The sequence below is a fragment of the Rhodococcus sp. UNC363MFTsu5.1 genome, from assembly GCF_000686785.1.
Classification (GTDB): domain Bacteria; phylum Actinomycetota; class Actinomycetes; order Mycobacteriales; family Mycobacteriaceae; genus Rhodococcus_G; species Rhodococcus_G maanshanensis.
Genome location: NZ_JMLO01000002.1, coordinates 125677 through 141775, shown reverse-complemented (window position 1 = coordinate 141775; position 16099 = coordinate 125677). Strand labels below are relative to the sequence as shown.

The following is a 16099-nucleotide window of genomic DNA, read 5'->3' as shown; positions in this document are numbered from 1 at the left end:
GTGGCGGGTCAGTTGCCCGCGCCGCCGGCCTGCCGTGCGCGGGTGATGACGTGATCGACGAAGCCGTAGTCGAGCGCTTCCTTGGCGGTGAACCAACGGTCACGGTCCGAGTCGGCGGTGATCTGCTCGACGGTCTGACCGGTGTGCTCCGCGATGAGCTCGGCCATCTCACGCTTGGTGTGCGCGAACTGCTCGGCCATGATCGCGATGTCCGACGCGGTTCCACCGATACCGGCGGACGGCTGGTGCATCATGATCCGCGCGTGCGGCAGGGCGAAGCGCTTGCCCTTGGTGCCCGCCGAGAGCAGGAACTGCCCCATCGACGCGGCGAGGCCCATGCCGAACGTCGCGACGTCGCACTCCGCGAACTGCATGGTGTCGAAGATCGCCATGCCCGCCGTCACCGAACCACCCGGCGAGTTGATGTACAGGTTGATGTCCCGCGTCGGGTCCTCTGCCGACAGCAGCAGGATCTGCGCGCACAGCTTGTTCGCGATGTCGTCGTCGACCTGGGTACCGAGGAAGATGATGCGTTCCCGAAGCAGGCGCTCGAACACCGAGTCGCTGAGATTCAGACCAGAGGTGGCTGAAGTCATGGCGGGGCTCAACGAAGCCCCCGGGTTCTGTGAAGTCACGGTACCTGCCTTCTCCATAACTGAATTCGATGGTTCTTGACACTGACACTAACGAACAGGGACGGCCCCGGAGTCCCGGTGCCGTCCCTGTTCGCTATTGGCGTGAAATCTAGCTCTCGTCCGCGGCCTCGGCCTCGTCCGACTCCGGGCTGCCGAACAGCTCCGCGGTGTCGACTGCCGCACCGGAGGTGTCCGTGACGGTCACCTGGTCGACGACGGTCGCGAGCGCCTTGCCGCGACGGACGTCGGCGAACACGGCGCCGAGCTGACCGGCCTGCTGGACCTGCTGGATGAACTGATCCGGCGAGATGCCGTACCGCTGTGCCTGGAAGATGATCCGCTCGGTCAGCTCCTGCTGGCCGACCTCGGTGCCCGCCTCGTCCGCGATCGCGTCGAGCAGCAGCTGGGTCTTCACCGACTTCTCGGCGGCCTCGGTGGCGTCCTTGTCGAACTGCTCGCGGCTGGTGCCCTGCGCCTCGAGGAGGGCGTTGAGCTGCTCCTCGTCGTGGTCGAGGCCGTGCACGGCCTCGTGCAGCTGGGCGTCGACCTCGGCCTTGACCACGGTCTCGGGCAGCGGGACCTCGATGGTCTCGAGCAGCGTCTCGAGGACCTTGTCGCGGATCTGGCCGGCCTGCTCGACCTTGGCCACCCGGCCGACCCGCTCGCGCAGGTCGTCCTTGAGCGCGTCGAGGGTGTCGAACTCGCTCGCCAGCTGGGCGAACTCGTCGTCGGCCTCGGGCAGCTCGCGCTCCTTGACGGTGCCGACGGTGACCGTCACGACGGCCTCCTTGTCGGCGTGCTCACCGGCGACGAGCTTGGTGGTGAAGTCCTTCGACTCGCCGGCCTTGAGTCCGACGATCGCCTCGTCGAGACCCTCGATCAGCTGGCCGGAGCCAACCTCGTGGGACAGGCCGGACGCGGTCGCCTCCGGGACGGCCTCGCCGTCGATGGCGGCCGACAGGTCGATCGACACGAAGTCGCCGTCCTGAACCGCGCGCTCGACACCGGTGAGGGTGCCGAAACGCTGACGCAGCGACAGCAGCTGCTCCTCGACGGCCTCATCGGTGATCTCGACCGGGTCGACGGTGACCGCGAGGGTGCTGTAGTCGGGCAGGTCGATCTCGGGACGGACGTCCACCTCGGCGGTGAACGCGAGCAGCTCACCGTCTTCGATCTTGGTGATGTCGATCTCGGGCTGGCCGATCGCCTTGACGCCCGCGGTGGTCACGGCCTCCGAGTAGCGCCCGGGAAGGGTGTCGTTGACGACCTGCTCGAGCACGGCGCCGCGGCCGACGCGAGCCTCGAGGAGCTTGGCCGGGGCCTTGCCCGGACGGAAGCCGGGGAGACGGATCTGCTGCGCGAGGGCCTTGTACGCCTTGTCGAAATCGGGCTTGAGCTCCTCGAAGGGCACCTCAACGTTGATACGGACCCGCGTCGGGCTCAGCTGCTCGACGGTGCTCTTCACGGACATGCTCCTTCGTGTGGTCTTGCTCGTTGCGTCGCGGCCCTGGTCTTCAGTTCCGCGCTGTTATGACGTTGTCCCTGGTCGGGGTGACAGGATTTGAACCTGCGACCCTCCGCTCCCAAAGCGGATGCGCTACCAAGCTGCGCTACACCCCGTTAGGTCCGCGACACGGCGGCCGCGCGAAAGATCCGCGTGGCTACCGCCGTGGTGAATCCTACGGGTCACCCGTTCGTGGAATTCCCGGCCACCCTTTTTGGCGGATCGACCGCCACCCGATTGGCAAATCCAGAACTGGGTTGGGTACAGTCTCTCAACGCAGACGACATCGATGGCGATCCCAAGTTGTCGTGTGCACGGGGATGTAGCTTAGTGGTAAAGCCTCTGCCTTCCAAGCAGATGATGCGGGTTCGATTCCCGTCATCCCCTCCACGATCCACCAGCCCACCCAGGCCTTCGCCGGGTGGGTTTTTTCGTGCCCGGGTGCGGTGTGCGCCCCTGGCCCCCACGACAGGTCGAGAGCCCTCGGGGATCCGCCCCGCAACCGGTGGTGTCGTCGCGACACTCAGTGGTGTCATAGCGATCGCCGGCGACGTCGATACGGCCCGGAACTCTCCGAAAGCGATCCGTGGCGGCACTTCTTCAGGCTCGCCACATGGACCAGATATCACCCTGACCTGCACATTCATCCAGCCAGCACCGCATTGACACCACCATGCCACCAGAAAGGTGGCCATTCCCCTTGCGCTGACACCCACGTGGTGTCATAGTGGTGTCATGGAACTTACGAGATACGTCGACGAGCTGCAGCACCAGCTCGCCACCGCAGCCGCCGCAGGCGGAAACGAGGCACGTGAGCTGGCCGAGCGCCTGACTGCCCCGCTCGACGCCGCCGTCCGACTCATGCTGCTCGAGGCCCTCTCGGCCGCGGCGAACGAGATCACGGCCGAGCTCGCCCCCGGCTCCGTCGATGTGCGCCTCCAGGGCCGCGACCCGGAGTTCGTCGTCACCCCCGCCCCGTCCTCGGCGTTCGAGGACGCCGGGCCCGCGACCGCAGAGCCCGCGCCGCCCGCGGCTCTCGACCCCGACGACGTCAGCACCTCCCGCACCACGCTCCGCCTCCCCGACCAGCTCAAGGCACAGGTCGAGGCGGCGGCGGCCCGCGAGGGCGTCTCCCTCAACACCTGGCTCGTGCGCGCGGTCGCTGCCGCCGTCCGGCCCGCCACACCGTCCAGCGCGACAGCGCGCACCTCCAGCACCTCCGGCCGGCTCTCCGGCTGGGTGCGCTGATCCACCTCCCCGAACCACACACCCGCGCCCCGCAAACAGGGCAGACACCAGAACCGAGGACTCACCATGCCTACTTTCGCGACCCCCGAGCCGATCACCGTCTCCGTCGACATCGCCGTCGGCGCCGTCAATCTCGTCGCGAGCGATCGCTCCGACACCGTGGTCACCGTCCGCCCCAACGACCCGAACAAGTCCGGCGATGTGAAGGCCGCCGACGAGACCCGCGTCGACTTCCACGACGGCACCCTCACCGTGCAGACGGGCACCAGGTGGAAGTACCTCACCAAGTCCTCCGTCGACCTCACGATCGAGCTGCCGACCGGTTCCTCCGTGCAGGGCGGTGCGCTCGGCCCCCTCTTCGCCCAGGGCAGGCTCGGAACCTGCTCGTTCACGAGCCGCGCCGGTGACGTTCGGGTCGACGAGGTCGGCGGCAGGCTCGACCTCCGCGCGAGCGCGGGCTCCGTCGTCGTCGGACGCGCCCTCGGCTCCACCGAGATCGTCGTCACCGCAGGCGGCGTGCGCATCCGCGAGCTGGCCGGGGACGCCAGCATCAAGAACCCGAACGGTCCGACCGAGATCGGCGAGGTGACCGGCACCCTGCGCGTGAACGGAGCCCACGGGCCCATCTCGATCGACCGGTCGCTCGGTGACACCACCGCTCGCACCGCGCACGGGAACATCCGCATCGAGCAGGCCACCAGCGGCCGGGTCCAGCTCGAGAGCTCGACCGGGGCGATCGAGATCGGGGTGCCCGAGGGCACCGCGGCCTGGCTCGACGCCACCACGCAGCACGGCAAGGTCCGCAATCTCCTGCACGACGCCGCGGGCCCCGACGAGAGCGACCGGACCGCCGAGGTTCGCGCCGGCTCCAGCTACGGCGACATCGTCGTCCGACGTCCGCACGCCTGACCAAGAGCCCGACCCACCACCATCGAAGGAGAACCCATGACCACCACCGTCCGCGGTCCCGCGATCGAGGTCGCCGGCCTGCGCAAGTCGTACCGGTCGAAGGCAGGCGAGCAAGTCGTGCTCGACGGCGTCGACCTGGTCGTGCCCGCCGGCACCGTGACCGCCCTGCTCGGCCCCAACGGGGCAGGCAAGACCACCGCCGTCGGCGTCATGTCCACCCTGCTCGCCGCCGACGCGGGCACGGTCCGCGTCGCGGGCCACGACGTGGCCCGCGAGCCCGAGGCGGTGCGGGCGTCGATCGGCGTGACGGGCCAGATCACCGCCGTCGACGAGCTGCTCAACGCCACCGAGAACCTGCGGCTCATGGCCGACCTCAATCACCTCGGGCGCGCCGAGGGACGCCGCCGGATCACCGAACTGCTCGGGCGCTTCGGCCTCGCCGACGCCGCGCGCAAGCCCGTCGCGACCTTCTCCGGTGGCATGAAACGGAAGCTCGACCTCGCGATGACGCTCGTCGGTGCACCGTCCGTCGTGTTCCTCGACGAGCCGACGACGGGCCTCGACCCGCGCAGCCGTCGCGTCCTGTGGGACGAGGTGCGCACGCTCGTCGCCGCGGGCACCACGATCCTGCTCACCACGCAGTACCTCGAGGAGGCCGACCAGCTCGCCGACTCGGTCGCCGTCCTGAACGAAGGCCGCATCGTCGCCGAGGGCACCCCCGCCGACCTCAAGGCCGCGCACGACACCGGCTCACTGGACGACGTGTTCCTCGCCCTCACCGAGCCGCCAACGGAGACCGAGAACGAGAACGGCCCCGCCACCACCAAGGAGAACGTCCGATGACCGCCATCGCCACCACCGCTCCCGCCACCGTGCGCTCGCGCCCGGCGACGGATGTCCTCACGATGCTGCGCCGCAACCTCCTGCGCGCGGTGCGCTACCCGGGGCTCACCATGTTCCTCGTCGCAGGCCCGCTGGTGATGCTCGTGCTGTTCGTGTACATCTTCGGCGGCGCCCTCGGCGCCGGGGTCATGCCCGGGGTCGCCCCCGGTGCCGACGGGCGGGCGGCGTACCTGGACTACATCACCCCAACGCTGTTCATTCTCACCATCGTCGGCGCGGGACAATCCGTGGCCATCAGCGCCGCCATGGACGCCGCGAGCGGGATCATGGCGCGGTTCAAGACCATGGCGATCTCGCCCGGGTCCGTGCTCTCCGGGCAGGTGCTCGGCACGGTGCTCCAGTCGCTGGCGGCGATCGTGCTGGTGCTCGGCGCGGCACTCGCGATGGGCTACCGTCCCGACGCGGGGGCGCTCGACTGGCTCGCGCTGCTGGGCCTGTTCGTGCTGCTTGGTCTCGCCCTCAGCTGGCTGTGCGTCGCGATGGGGCTGAACGCTCGGAGCGTGGAGACGGCCAGCAACACCCCGATGATCCTGCTGCTGCTGCCGTTCCTCGGTAGCGGGTTCGTGCCGGTCGAGACCATGCCGACGGCGGTCCGCTGGTTCGCGGAGTACCAGCCGTTCACACCGATCATCGAGACCGTGCGCGGGCTGCTCGCAGGCGGCGCGGGCCTCGAGGCCGCGGTGGTCGCGCAGGCCGTCGGCTGGACCGTCGCGATCGGCGTCGCCGGATACGCCTGGGCGCGCTCGCTCTACCGCCGCGAGCGTCGTCTCTGAGCGCCCATCGACCCACAGCTGTCAGGGCCACACCGGATTATCCCGGTGTGGCCCTGAGGGCTGTGGGTCGAGAAGGTTGCTCTCACCCCTAGTCGGGCAGGATCGGCACCGTGACCCCCTGATCGCGGCCGAGTAGGACCGCCCTTGTGACGGCGGCCGAGCCGAACCGGTCCCGCAGGCTGTCCAGGGTGGTGTCGAGGGAACTGCTCGAGAGCGGGCCGAACGGCAGCGCGAGTTGCTCCGCCCCGCCCTCCTCCAGATTGGCGAGCGCCACCCCGACCAGGCTCAGACCACGATCGCGGATGGTCGGCATCGCCGCGGCCAGGAGACCACGAGCCTCGGCCTGGAGCACCGCGGTCTGCGACGTGGGCTGGCCGAGGGTGTGCGAGCGGGTCACCCGGGTGAAATCGTCGAAACGCAGCCGCAGCACCACGGTCCGGCAGACCCGGTCCGCCGCCCGCAGCCGCTTCGCCACCCGATCGACCAGCGCGACGAGCGACGCCTCGATGTCCTCCGGTGACTTCGGCCGACGCCCTAGCGCGTGCTGCGCGCCGATCGACCGCCTGCGACGCCCGACCTGGACACGTCGAGGGTCACGGGCCCAGGCGAGCGCGTGCAGGTGCCTGCCCGCCGCCTGCCCGACCACCGACATCAGTTCGCGTTCGGGGATCTCCGCGATCTGCCCGACGGTGCCGATCCCGTAGTCGCGCAACTTGCGTGAGGTGACGGCGCCGACACCCCACAGCCTCTCGATCGGCAGCGGATGCAGGAAGGCCAGCTCACGGTCGGGCGGCACCACGAGCAACCCGTCCGGCTTGCCCACCGCGCTGGCCACCTTGGCGAGGAACTTGGTCCTCGCGACGCCGACCGTGATCGGCAGCCCGACCCGCTCGCGCACCTCCGCCCGGAGCCGGGTGGCGATCTCGACAGGGGTTCCCGAGACCCGCCGCAATCCCCCGACGTCGAGGAACGCCTCATCGATCGACACCCCCTCGACGAGCGGGGTGGTCTGCCGGAACACCTCGAACACGGCGCGGCTCGCCTCCGCGTACGCGGACATCCGCGGCCGGACGACCACCGCCTGCGGACACGACCGCAGCGCCTGCGCCCCACTGCCCGCCGTGCGGACACCGAAGGCCTTGGCCTCGTAGCTCGCGGCGAGGACGACTCCCCCACCGACGATCACCGGCCGACCCCGCAGTGACGGGTCGTCCCGCTGCTCGACCGAGGCATAGAAGGCATCGAGATCGGCATGCAGGATCGTGGCCTCGGCCCTGGCCGGCTCGGAGGGCGGGGTCGGAAACGCTGGACGATCGGACACGAACATATGTTCGTATCGAACACCGACAGCCGGAAGCCCCGCGGCACCCGATACCGGCTCACCTCGCTACCGCGCAGACCCGGCCTCGCGATGCATGCGCCACACCTCGGGTCCGTCATCGATGGCGATGTGTCCGGTGATCGAGAACCCGTGACGCTCGTACAGCGGCAGGTTTCGGCGGGTCGCCGTGTCCAGCCAACATGCGTGACCCCTGCGGTCCATCTCGGCCAGCCCGGCGGCGAGCAGATCGCCGCCCAGCCCACGCCCCTGCGCGCCGCGGGCCACCCCGATCGTCGCCAGAAGCCATGCGTCATCCCAGGTGCCCATCGTCGACAGCTGCGCTTCCGTCTCCACCATCCGTGCGAACCGGTCCCCGTGTAGCTCGGCAATCGTCGCGAAAACGGATTCGGCGGGGGCAGGCGCATCGGGGGGAATGAAGGCGACCACGCCGTTCCGATCGGCGTCGGTGTACACGAGGCCATGTGGCACGGCCATGTGCTCGAGGTACAACCGCTGCAGCCCGGTCACCCGCTCCTGGTGCGAGTCTGCTTCGACGCACCAGTTGGTCCACGGATAGTCAGTGAAAGCCTCCCCGAGCACGGCCGCCGCGCGGTCCAGATCTTCTGCCGCCAACGGCCGAATCGCTATGTGCATACGGCACTACATCACGACAGCCAGTCCCGACGAAAGTGATTATTCGGACATTGGACATGCCATGGCGAGTCGCCGCCGGTGTGGTGCGCGTCAGGTTGAAAGCAGCGCCCGCACCGCACCCGGCGTCCGGCCAAGGTGTGCGCGCATCGTCCTGGTCAGGTGGGCCTGGTCGGCGAACCCGAGGTCCGCGGCGAGCAACGCGAGGTCCCGCTCCCCTCCCTCGAGCCGCGCCAGCGCCCGGCCCACCCGGACCCGATTGCGGTAGCGGGTGAGGGAGACGCCGGTCACCGCGGTGAAGGTGCGGCTCAACAGGAACGGCGACACGTCCAGCGCCTCGGACAGTGGGATCAGGCCGTCGGTGCCCGGACCCCCGTCGAGGATCGCGGCCCTTGCGGCGGACGCCAGCACCCGGCCGCGCGCGCCGGACCGGATCCGCGCCGGCCTCGCGCCGCCAACGACACGCGGCACGAGCTCCCCGACGAGCCCCACCGCCTCTTCCGCGACCGCGAACCCGACGTCGGCACTCCCGGCCGCCAGGAGCAACCGCCGATGACACAGCTCCACCGCGGCGTCGACGTAGAGATCCGCGGCGAGCGGCACCCCGGAGTCGCCCACTATCGAGTGCCACAGCTCGGGGCCGATCTCGATCGAGGTGCAGAGGTCGCCGCCGACAGGGTGCGCGAACCTCTCCTCCTGGCCCGGTCGGCCCAGGTAGGCGGTCGTCTGGTCCAGCACCGATTCCATCCCGTCGGCCCGCCGCAGGAACCGTCCCGACCGCACGAGCACCAGCCGGTGATCGTCGTGGAATTCCGGATCCGACCATGCGGCGTGCTCGCCTGCGCAGGTGACCGCCCAGGCACTGAACTGGGGCAGTTCTGCGATCCGCGCCGCCGATTGCATGAGGAAAACGCTACGCGCGGCCACCGACACGGGGCCGCAATAATGTTCAAGACCAGCGGGCAGGCGAGGGGCACGCTCGGGTCATGGCATACATACGCACCGAAACACTCGTCGACACCACCCCCGAGCGCGCGTGGGATGCGCTCCGCGACTGGAGTGCACTGCACGAGCGCCTGGCCGTCGGGTTCGTCACGGAGACCACCCTCGACGGGGCCGACCGGATCGTCACCTTCGGCGACGGTTCGGTCGTCCGCGAACGGCTGGTCGCGCTGGACGAGGCGGCTCGCCGCCTGTCGTGGTCGATCGTCGGCGGGCCCTACGAGCATCACAACGCGTCGGCCCAGGTGTTCGCCGAGAGCGATGGGCGCACCCGATTCGTCTGGATCGCGGACCTGCTGCCGGATGCGATGGCGGCCCGCACCGCGGCCATGATGGAGCTCGGTACCAGCGCGATTCGCCGAACTCTCGAGGGCGACCGGGTGCGCGGCGGCTGACCGACGGGGGCGAGGCGGCAGTTCCGCGGACGGCGGGCACCTCCGGATCGCCGGTAGGCTGGGACTCGTCCGATTTGTCCCGATGGGAAGGCCCCCAGTGGAACTCCTCCTGATCCTCGCCGTCATCGGTGTCGTCGTGTTCCTGGTGATGAAAAGCCAGAAACGCTCCGTCGGCCACACCGCCACCCAACTCGAGGACGCCAAGGCGGACGCGCGCCAGGCGATCGAGCGACTCGGCGGCCAGGTCTACAACCTGACCGGCACCGACACGGCCTCGAAGCAGGCCCTCGCCGACGCCTCCGAGCGCCACATCGCGGCAGGCTCGCAGATCGACCAGGCAAACAGCCCCGCGCAGGCCCGCCTCGCGAAACAGACTGCGCTGGAAGGCCTCTACTACATCCGTGCCGCGCGATTGGCGATGGGAATGGATCCGGGACCCGAGGTTCCCAGCATCGACGGCCAGCGCGCAGCGGGCGAGGTGACCGAGAACCGCGACATCGAGTTCGAGGGCCGTCAGGTCTCCGCTTCCCCCAACCCGTCCCCGCGCACGCCGAACTACTACCCGGGCGGTCGCGTCGCGGGTCGGCCCGTCCCGGCCGGCTGGTACTCCGAGCCCTGGTGGAAGCCGGCGCTCGTCGCGGGCGCGTGGGGCGTCGGCTCGATGTTCCTGTTCTCCGCGATGTTCGGCGGCATGGCCGGGGTGCCGTATGACGCCCAGGCCTTCGAGAGCGGCGCGGGCGACGGCAGCGACGCCGGCGGTGACGGCGGTGGCGATGCAGGCGGCGACGCCGGCGGAGATGCTGGCGCCGACGCCGGTGGCGACGCGGGCGGCGGCGACTGGGGTGGCGACGCCGGCGGTGGAGATTGGGGCGGTGGCGATTTCGGCGGTGGCGACTTCGGCGGCGGCGACTTCGGCGGCTTCTAGGCCCGGTTGAGAAAATTTCGGCAGGATTTCACCCGCTTTCCGGGCGAGATCCTGCCGAACTCGTACCACGCCTCAGACCGGCTGACAGGTCGGGCACCAGAACAGGTTGCGCGCCTTCATCACCGAGTGAGCAATCGGCGTGCCGCACACGCGGCATGCCGATCCCGTTCGCCGATACACGTAGGTCCGAGGGCGGTCCTTGGCGTACGACGGCTCGCCGTTGTCGTGTTCGGGGCGCACCACGTGCATCTTCCCCCGCCGGACACCGACCTTCATCAGCGAGACGAGGTCGGCCCACATCGCATCCCATTCGGCCGCGCCCAGCCGCGCGCCGGGGCGGTTCGGGTTGATCCCGTGCCGGAACAGCACCTCCGCGCGGTACACGTTGCCGACCCCCGCGATCACCGCCTGATCCATCAGCAGTGCTCCGATCGCCGTCTGCGACTTGGAGATCCGGCGCCATGCCCGCGTGGGATCCGCATCGGGACGCAGCGGGTCGGGTCCGAGCCGACCCTCGAGCGCCCTCAGCTGCGGCTCGTCGTAGATCTCGCAGGCGGTCGGCCCGCGCAGGTCGGTGCCGATCTCGGCCCCGACCATCCGCATGCGGACCTGACCCACCGGCGCGCCCATGGGCAGCGGGAGATCGGTGAACTTGCCGTACAGCCCGAGGTGCACGTGCACGATCAGGCCCGACTCGTAGTGGTGCAGCAGGTGCTTGCCCCACGCCTCGGCCCGGAGCAGGACCCTGCCGTCGACGCGCGCGGCGCCGGACTCGAACCTGCCCTGCGGGCTGGACACACGAACGGGAGCACCGGCGAAGTGTCGCTGGTGCTCCCGTGCGAGGCGGTGGAGAGTGTGGCCCTCGGGCACTCAGGCCTCGGGCAGGGCCGGCGGCACGCCGGTGCGCTCGTACTCCGACAGGATGTCGATGCGCCGCTGGTGCCGCTCCTCGCCCGACCACGGGGTCTCGAGGAACGCGTCGACGATGGCGAGCGCCTCCTCCTTCGAGTGCATGCGGCCGCCGATTCCGATCAGCTGGGCCTTGTTGTGCTGGCGCGCGAGCCGGGCGGTCTCCACGCTCCAGGCCAGTGCGCAGCGGGCGCCGGGCACCTTGTTCGCGGCGATCTGCTCGCCGTTGCCGCTGCCGCCGAGCACGATGCCCAGGCTGCCCTCGTCCTCGACCACGCGGCGCGCGGCATCGACGCAGAAGGCGGGGTAGTCGTCGAGCGCGTCGTACTCGTGAGCGCCGCAGTCCACCACCTCGTGGCCGTTCGCGGTGAGATGGTCCTTGATCTGGTTCTTGAGTTCGAAGCCTGCGTGGTCGGCACCTAGGTATACGCGCATGTGTCGATTCTGACAGGTCGGCGCGGCGGCCCCGGACCCGACCACGAATAGGGTTTGTCCACATGGAGCAGTTCCCACCCACGGTCACGCATCATTCGCCCGCCCACCCGGCCCCCGGATTCGCGCCGCCGCAGATGCTCCCGCCGCGTGGACTCTCCCCGTGGGGCATGCCGATCCGGCACCACTTCGAGATCCCGCTGCTGGTCCTGTCGATCGCGACCACCGTGGTGACCTACCTGGTGTCGATCGCGCTGATCGCCTCGGGCGCGCTGGAGCCGTGGGTGATCCTCGTGCTGCTCGCACCGATCCTGCTGTTCTTCGCCCGCGGCCAGATGTACGCCGCGCAGCGCGTCAACGGCGTGAAGATGACACCGACCCAGTTCCCCGACGGCTACCGGATGCTGGTCGAGGCGGCCGGGCGGTTCGGCATGCCGCAGGTGCCCGACGGCTATGTCATCCTCGGCAACGGTCAGATCAACGCGTTCGCCTCCGGTCACGGCTTCCGGCGGTACGTGGTGATCTACAGCGACATGTTCGAGATCGGCGGCCAGGCGCGCAATCCCGACGCGCTGGCGTTCATCATCGGACACGAGGTCGGGCACATCGCGGCCGGCCACACCTCCTACTGGCGCCAGCTCGGCATGTTCGCCTCCAATTACATCCCGGTGATCGGGTCCTCGCTCTCGCGAGCGCAGGAGTACACCGCCGACAACCACGGGCTGTGCAACCGTCCGCACGGGGCGCCGGGCGCGATCGGAGTGCTCGCCGCAGGCAAGTACCTGATGAGCCTGGTCGGGTTCGACGAGTTGGCGGACCGGGCCCACACCGAGCGCGGCTTCTTCCCCTGGCTGGTGAACATCCTCTCCAGCCACCCGGTGCTGACCTGGCGCGCCGCCGCCCTGCGGGACCGCTCCCGCCACGGCCGGGTGTTCTAGCCGGCGACCTGCTCACAGTGCGCGCGAACCCTGCGGTGGTCCGAATCCACCCAGCCCTTGGACTCCGCGTAGTCGATCATCGCCACGAAGCGCGGCAGCCAGTCCTCGCCGCGCTTGGGGTGGCTGCGCACCGCCCCCTCGAGCGCGCCGATGTCGAGCCAGACGTGGTCGCCGTCGACGGTGCCCCACCCGCCGAGCGCGGCGGCGGCCCGTTCCCGGTCGCGTTCGCCCCGCATGGTGACCGCCAGCTTGGTGAACTCGTCGACACCCGTCAGTTCCACCGTCGCCTCGGCCTCACGAAGGTCCACCTCGAGCTGCATCTCGCACCCGCCTCTTCCAGGGACCGACCCACAATCGGATCAGTTGATTGAATCGTTCGATCTATTTGATGCCATGACCCCGGCCCCGTCAAGGGTGGGTGTGCGAAACTTCCGACATGTCCACCCCGATCCAGAACCGTCAGGGCAACGCCACCCGAATGCGCCTGGTGAAGGCGGCCGAGAAACTCTTCGCCGCCCAGGGCGTTGACGCCGTTTCGGTCCGGTCCGTCAACTCGGCCGCAGGACTCGGGCCGGCCTCGGTGCACTATCACTTCGGCACCAAGGACGACCTGCTGGCGGCGGTTCTCCTCGATCTCGGCGGTGCGGTCCGCGACCAGATCCGGGTCAACGTCGACCGACTCGCCGCATCTCCCGTCTCGCCCACAGCGGACACCCTTGTCCGCGCCGTCACCGAGCCCTACCTCGAACTCCTACTGCGCCAACGGGTCCGGGGCATGCGATGGGTCAAGATCATCGCGCAGATCTCCCAGGAGGGCCATCCGGCCCTCGAGGCCGCGGGCCAGCATCTGTCGGAGAGCCTGCTCGACCAGGTTCGCCGCGTGTATCCGGAATCGGACCAGGACCGCCTCGCGCTGCGCTGGGCGATCTCCGTGATGGGGTTCCTCCAGGCGCTGAGCCGGGCCGACGAGTGGAGCCACGGCGCCGGCCGCCTCTCCCCCGAGGACCTGACGGCCTTCTACGAGGACCTCGTCCTCTTCGTCGTCGGCGGCGTCGACCGACTGCTCGGTTCCTGACCCACGGCAAGGGACCGAAATCCGCTCCTGCGCGAGAGTGTCCACTCAGCGGGAGATTTTTGGATCATGTGATCCAGTTCGGTGATAGAACTGTCGACAGGCGGATGTGATGCCGCTCACTTTCGAACGCCGATCACCCTCGATGCCTCTCCCGAGGGCCGGCACCCACCTGTCAAGGAGATGACGCTCGTGTGGACCACCGATTCGATCAACTTCGGCGCCTTCCTCGCGCCGTACCACCCGCTGAACGCCGATCCCGCGCTGCAACTGCGCCGCGACATCGACCTCATGGAACATCTCGATCACCTCGGATTCGACGAGGCGTGGATGGGTGAACACCACTCCACCGGCGCCGAGATCGTGCCGGCCCCCGACATGTTCATCGCTGCGGCCGCCGAGCGGACCGAGCGGATCCGGTTCGGCACCGGGGTCACCTCCCTGCCGTACCACCATCCCCTGGTCACCGCGGACCGAATCACGCAGCTGGACCTGCAGACCCGCGGCCGGCTGATCTTCGGCACCGGCCCCGGCAAGATCCCGCTCGACGCGCACATGATGGGGATCAACCCCTCGGACCAGCGCCGGATGCAGGGCGAGGCCCTCGAGGCGATCCTGCCGCTGCTGCGCGGCGAGGTCGTGAACATGGAGACGGACTGGTTCACCCTGCGCGACGCCCGCGCCCAGCTGCCCACCTACAACCCGGCGGGCATCGAGATCGCGACCGCGTCGACGATGTCACCCAACGGCTCGGTCCTGGCAGGCACCCACGGCCTCTCACTGCTGTCGCTCGCCGCCAGCTCCCCCAGCGGCTTCGACGTCCTCGACCGCAACTGGGGCGTCTACGAGAAGGTCTGTGCCGAGCACGGCCATGTCGCCGACCGGTCCACCTGGCGGCTGGTCAACCCGATGTTCCTCGCCGAGACGCGGGCCGACGCAGAGCGCGCGGTGAGCCGGCGAATCGACTCGATGGCGGCCTACGTCAACCGGCAGACCGGGCAGAACCCGGACTGGGCGCAGACCCCCAAGGGCATCATCGATCAATGGCGGGGCGACACCCTCGGTGAGTTCGGCCAGGCGATCATCGGCACGCCCGACGAGGCGATCGCCCAGATCGAGCGCCTGATCGAGAAGACCGGCGGCTTCGGCACCATGCTGATCCTGCACGTCGACATGGCGAACTGGGAGGACACCAAGCGCAGCTACGACCTTTTCGCCTCCGAGGTGATCCCGCACTTCAAGAACCGCAATCGCGGCCGCGAGGCCAGCCTCCAGTTCGCCGAGGACAACCGCGACTACCTCATCGGCGGCCTGGTCGGCGCGATCACCAAGGCACACACCGACTACTACGGCCAGCCCGCCGAGACCGCAGGAGCACAGGCATGAAGGCAGCACAGTTCAGCAACGGCGCGTTCACTGTCGCCGACGTCCCGGACGCACCCGCGCTCGCGCCCGCTCAGCTCCGCATCGACGTCACCGCCTGCGGCATCTGCGGCAGCGACCTGAGCATGTCGAAGGACCCGTGCCGGTTCGTGCACGTCGCCGAGAACGCCGGCTACCCGCTGGCCACCTTCGACACCGACCGGCCCGTCGTCCTCGGTCACGAGTACGCGGGCATCGTGTCCGAGATCGGCTCGGCCGTCACCGATTTCGCCGTCGGCGACCGGGTGGCAGGCATCGGGCTGGCCACCGACACCGCGACCGGCATCCCGAAGATCATCGGCTACTCGAACGAGTACCACGGCGCGTTCGGCGAGCAGATCGTCGTGGACGCGTTCTGGGTCCGGCACGTCCCCGATGGACTCTCGCTCGAGCACGCCACCCTGGCCGAACCGTTGCACGTCGGCGAGATGCACATGCAGCAGTCCGGCCTCACCCCCGCCGACTCGGCACTGGTGATCGGTTGCGGCACCATCGGACTCGGCGCCATCGTCGCGGCGAAGGCCCGCGGGGCGCAGCTGGTGATCGCGTCCGAGCCGTCGCCGAAACGGCGCGAGCTCGCGGCGAAGATGGGCGCCGACATCGTCGTCGACCCGAACGAGCAGGACCCCATCGAGTTGTGGAACCAGATGGTCGCGGAGGGCAACACCCTGGTGGGCCAGGCGGGCGCGGGCATCCTCATCGCCTACGAGTGCAGCGGCCGGGCCGGGATCCTCGGCACCCTGATGCACACGATGCCGTTCAACTCACGGATCCAGGTGCTGGCGGCGCCGTTCGGCGACGAGGTGATCATCCCCGTGGTCGGGCAGTTCCGCCGGATCGCGATCAACTTCGGTCACGGCCCCTACGAGAACGCCTACGACATCACCCTCCAGCGGTTGGCCGACGGCGAGATCGACGCCGAGTCCATCATCACCGGCCGGGTCGGCCTCGACGGCGTTGCGGAGGCCTTCGCCGCACTGCGCGACCCCGAGGAGCACGTGAAGATCCTGGTGCTGCCCTAAACGGCTCCGCCGCCCGTGAGTCCTTCTGGCCCGCCACG

Annotated in this window: 18 protein-coding genes and 2 tRNA genes; 11 read left to right on the top strand and 9 right to left on the bottom strand. The window is 69.4% G+C overall.

The window, feature by feature from the left end; all coding sequences use genetic code 11:
- Window positions 1-8 precede the first annotated feature (8 nt).
- The 3 genes from BR31_RS0104305 to BR31_RS0104295 form a co-directional block, all read right to left on the bottom strand.
- The gene (locus BR31_RS0104305; protein ID WP_072751059.1) at window positions 9-653 is read right to left on the bottom strand and encodes an ATP-dependent Clp protease proteolytic subunit; all 645 of its coding nucleotides are present in this window, start codon (window positions 651-653) and stop codon (window positions 9-11) included.
- 91 nt (window positions 654-744) lie between these two features.
- Window positions 745-2100, bottom strand: a complete 1356-nt coding sequence (tig, locus tag BR31_RS0104300) for a trigger factor (protein WP_027499878.1) — start codon at window positions 2098-2100, stop codon at window positions 745-747.
- A gap of 78 nt (window positions 2101-2178) precedes the next feature.
- Window positions 2179-2255, bottom strand: a tRNA-Pro gene (locus BR31_RS0104295).
- A gap of 200 nt (window positions 2256-2455) precedes the next feature.
- On the opposite strand from BR31_RS0104295, the gene BR31_RS0104290 reads away from it, so the two are divergent.
- From BR31_RS0104290 to BR31_RS0104270, 5 genes are all read left to right on the top strand, one after another.
- Window positions 2456-2529 (top strand) — tRNA-Gly (locus tag BR31_RS0104290).
- Window positions 2530-2874: 345 nt separating this feature from the next.
- Window positions 2875-3387, top strand: a complete 513-nt coding sequence (locus BR31_RS0104285) for a YlcI/YnfO family protein (protein ID WP_027499877.1) — start codon at window positions 2875-2877, stop codon at window positions 3385-3387.
- Window positions 3388-3453: 66 nt separating this feature from the next.
- Window positions 3454-4296, top strand: a complete 843-nt coding sequence (locus tag BR31_RS0104280; protein ID WP_027499876.1) for a DUF4097 family beta strand repeat-containing protein — start codon at window positions 3454-3456, stop codon at window positions 4294-4296.
- A 36-nt stretch (window positions 4297-4332) separates the two neighbouring features.
- Window positions 4333-5139: an ABC transporter ATP-binding protein gene (locus BR31_RS0104275; RefSeq protein ID WP_027499875.1), complete on the top strand. Its 807-nt coding sequence runs from the start codon at window positions 4333-4335 to the stop codon at window positions 5137-5139.
- Window positions 5136-5972 (top strand): ABC transporter permease, encoded by an 837-nt coding sequence (locus BR31_RS0104270; protein WP_081830313.1) that lies wholly within the window; start codon window positions 5136-5138, stop codon window positions 5970-5972. The genes BR31_RS0104275 and BR31_RS0104270 overlap by 4 nt, the downstream gene beginning before the upstream one ends.
- A gap of 88 nt (window positions 5973-6060) precedes the next feature.
- Here the strand turns inward: BR31_RS0104270 and dinB are convergent, their stop codons facing one another.
- The 3 genes from dinB to BR31_RS0104255 form a co-directional block, all read right to left on the bottom strand.
- The gene (gene dinB, locus BR31_RS0104265; protein WP_027499873.1) at window positions 6061-7299 is read right to left on the bottom strand and encodes a DNA polymerase IV; all 1239 of its coding nucleotides are present in this window, start codon (window positions 7297-7299) and stop codon (window positions 6061-6063) included.
- A gap of 60 nt (window positions 7300-7359) precedes the next feature.
- Window positions 7360-7926, bottom strand: a complete 567-nt coding sequence (locus BR31_RS0104260) for a GNAT family N-acetyltransferase (RefSeq protein ID WP_231496371.1) — start codon at window positions 7924-7926, stop codon at window positions 7360-7362.
- 111 nt (window positions 7927-8037) lie between these two features.
- Window positions 8038-8847: a helix-turn-helix domain-containing protein gene (locus tag BR31_RS0104255; protein WP_156042349.1), complete on the bottom strand. Its 810-nt coding sequence runs from the start codon at window positions 8845-8847 to the stop codon at window positions 8038-8040.
- An 83-nt stretch (window positions 8848-8930) separates the two neighbouring features.
- Here BR31_RS0104255 and BR31_RS0104250 point away from each other — a divergent pair, with 83 nt between their 5' ends.
- Together BR31_RS0104250 and BR31_RS0104245 are read left to right on the top strand one after the other, a co-directional pair.
- A complete protein-coding gene (locus BR31_RS0104250) occupies window positions 8931-9341 on the top strand; it encodes an SRPBCC family protein (RefSeq protein ID WP_027499870.1) in 411 nt (136 codons plus the stop codon).
- Window positions 9342-9438: 97 nt separating this feature from the next.
- Window positions 9439-10266, top strand: a complete 828-nt coding sequence (locus BR31_RS0104245) for a GA module-containing protein (protein WP_027499869.1) — start codon at window positions 9439-9441, stop codon at window positions 10264-10266.
- 72 nt (window positions 10267-10338) lie between these two features.
- Here BR31_RS0104245 and BR31_RS0104240 read toward each other — a convergent pair whose 3' ends face one another.
- Window positions 10339-11136, bottom strand: coding sequence for an Fpg/Nei family DNA glycosylase (locus BR31_RS0104240; RefSeq protein ID WP_027499868.1), 798 nt, complete (start codon window positions 11134-11136; stop codon window positions 10339-10341).
- A complete protein-coding gene (locus tag BR31_RS0104235; protein ID WP_027499867.1) occupies window positions 11137-11610 on the bottom strand; it encodes a ribose-5-phosphate isomerase in 474 nt (157 codons plus the stop codon).
- A gap of 62 nt (window positions 11611-11672) precedes the next feature.
- On the opposite strand from BR31_RS0104235, the gene BR31_RS27380 reads away from it, so the two are divergent.
- On the top strand, window positions 11673-12545 hold the full coding sequence (locus BR31_RS27380; protein ID WP_442970187.1) for a M48 family metallopeptidase: 873 nt from the start codon (window positions 11673-11675) through the stop codon (window positions 12543-12545).
- On the opposite strand, the gene BR31_RS0104225 is transcribed toward BR31_RS27380, so the two are convergent.
- A complete protein-coding gene (locus BR31_RS0104225; protein ID WP_027499866.1) occupies window positions 12542-12865 on the bottom strand; it encodes a hypothetical protein in 324 nt (107 codons plus the stop codon). The two genes, BR31_RS27380 and BR31_RS0104225, sit on opposite strands and share 4 nt — an antisense overlap.
- Window positions 12866-12981: 116 nt before the next feature.
- Here BR31_RS0104225 and BR31_RS0104220 point away from each other — a divergent pair, with 116 nt between their 5' ends.
- The 3 genes from BR31_RS0104220 (at window position 12982) to BR31_RS0104210 (ending at window position 16061) form a co-directional block, all read left to right on the top strand.
- Window positions 12982-13620, top strand: coding sequence for a TetR/AcrR family transcriptional regulator (locus BR31_RS0104220; RefSeq protein WP_027499865.1), 639 nt, complete (start codon window positions 12982-12984; stop codon window positions 13618-13620).
- Between the two features lie 180 nt (window positions 13621-13800).
- Entirely contained in the window at window positions 13801-15003 is a 1203-nt protein-coding gene (locus tag BR31_RS0104215) for an LLM class flavin-dependent oxidoreductase (RefSeq protein WP_027499864.1), read from the top strand.
- Window positions 15000-16061: an alcohol dehydrogenase catalytic domain-containing protein gene (locus BR31_RS0104210; protein ID WP_027499863.1), complete on the top strand. Its 1062-nt coding sequence runs from the start codon at window positions 15000-15002 to the stop codon at window positions 16059-16061. Before BR31_RS0104215 ends, BR31_RS0104210 begins: the two co-directional genes overlap by 4 nt.
- Window positions 16062-16099 lie beyond the last annotated feature (38 nt).

What these genes read in the sequence shown, in the direction of transcription:
- BR31_RS0104305 (WP_072751059.1), bottom strand. Translation starts at nt 653, where the DNA reads ATGGAGAAGGCAGGTACCGTGACTTCACAGAACCCGGGGGCTTCGTTG.
- BR31_RS0104285 (WP_027499877.1), top strand. Translation starts at nt 2,875, where the DNA reads ATGGAACTTACGAGATACGTCGACGAGCTGCAGCACCAGCTCGCCACC.
- BR31_RS0104280 (WP_027499876.1), top strand. Translation starts at nt 3,454, where the DNA reads ATGCCTACTTTCGCGACCCCCGAGCCGATCACCGTCTCCGTCGACATC.
- BR31_RS0104275 (WP_027499875.1), top strand. Translation starts at nt 4,333, where the DNA reads ATGACCACCACCGTCCGCGGTCCCGCGATCGAGGTCGCCGGCCTGCGC.
- BR31_RS0104270 (WP_081830313.1), top strand. Translation starts at nt 5,136, where the DNA reads ATGACCGCCATCGCCACCACCGCTCCCGCCACCGTGCGCTCGCGCCCG.
- dinB (WP_027499873.1), bottom strand. Translation starts at nt 7,299, where the DNA reads ATGTTCGTGTCCGATCGTCCAGCGTTTCCGACCCCGCCCTCCGAGCCG.
- BR31_RS0104255 (WP_156042349.1), bottom strand. Translation starts at nt 8,847, where the DNA reads ATGCAATCGGCGGCGCGGATCGCAGAACTGCCCCAGTTCAGTGCCTGG.
- BR31_RS0104250 (WP_027499870.1), top strand. Translation starts at nt 8,931, where the DNA reads ATGGCATACATACGCACCGAAACACTCGTCGACACCACCCCCGAGCGC.
- BR31_RS0104235 (WP_027499867.1), bottom strand. Translation starts at nt 11,610, where the DNA reads ATGCGCGTATACCTAGGTGCCGACCACGCAGGCTTCGAACTCAAGAAC.
- BR31_RS27380 (WP_442970187.1), top strand. Translation starts at nt 11,673, where the DNA reads ATGGAGCAGTTCCCACCCACGGTCACGCATCATTCGCCCGCCCACCCG.
- BR31_RS0104225 (WP_027499866.1), bottom strand. Translation starts at nt 12,865, where the DNA reads ATGCAGCTCGAGGTGGACCTTCGTGAGGCCGAGGCGACGGTGGAACTG.
- BR31_RS0104220 (WP_027499865.1), top strand. Translation starts at nt 12,982, where the DNA reads ATGTCCACCCCGATCCAGAACCGTCAGGGCAACGCCACCCGAATGCGC.
- BR31_RS0104215 (WP_027499864.1), top strand. Translation starts at nt 13,801, where the DNA reads ATGACGCTCGTGTGGACCACCGATTCGATCAACTTCGGCGCCTTCCTC.
- BR31_RS0104210 (WP_027499863.1), top strand. Translation starts at nt 15,000, where the DNA reads ATGAAGGCAGCACAGTTCAGCAACGGCGCGTTCACTGTCGCCGACGTC.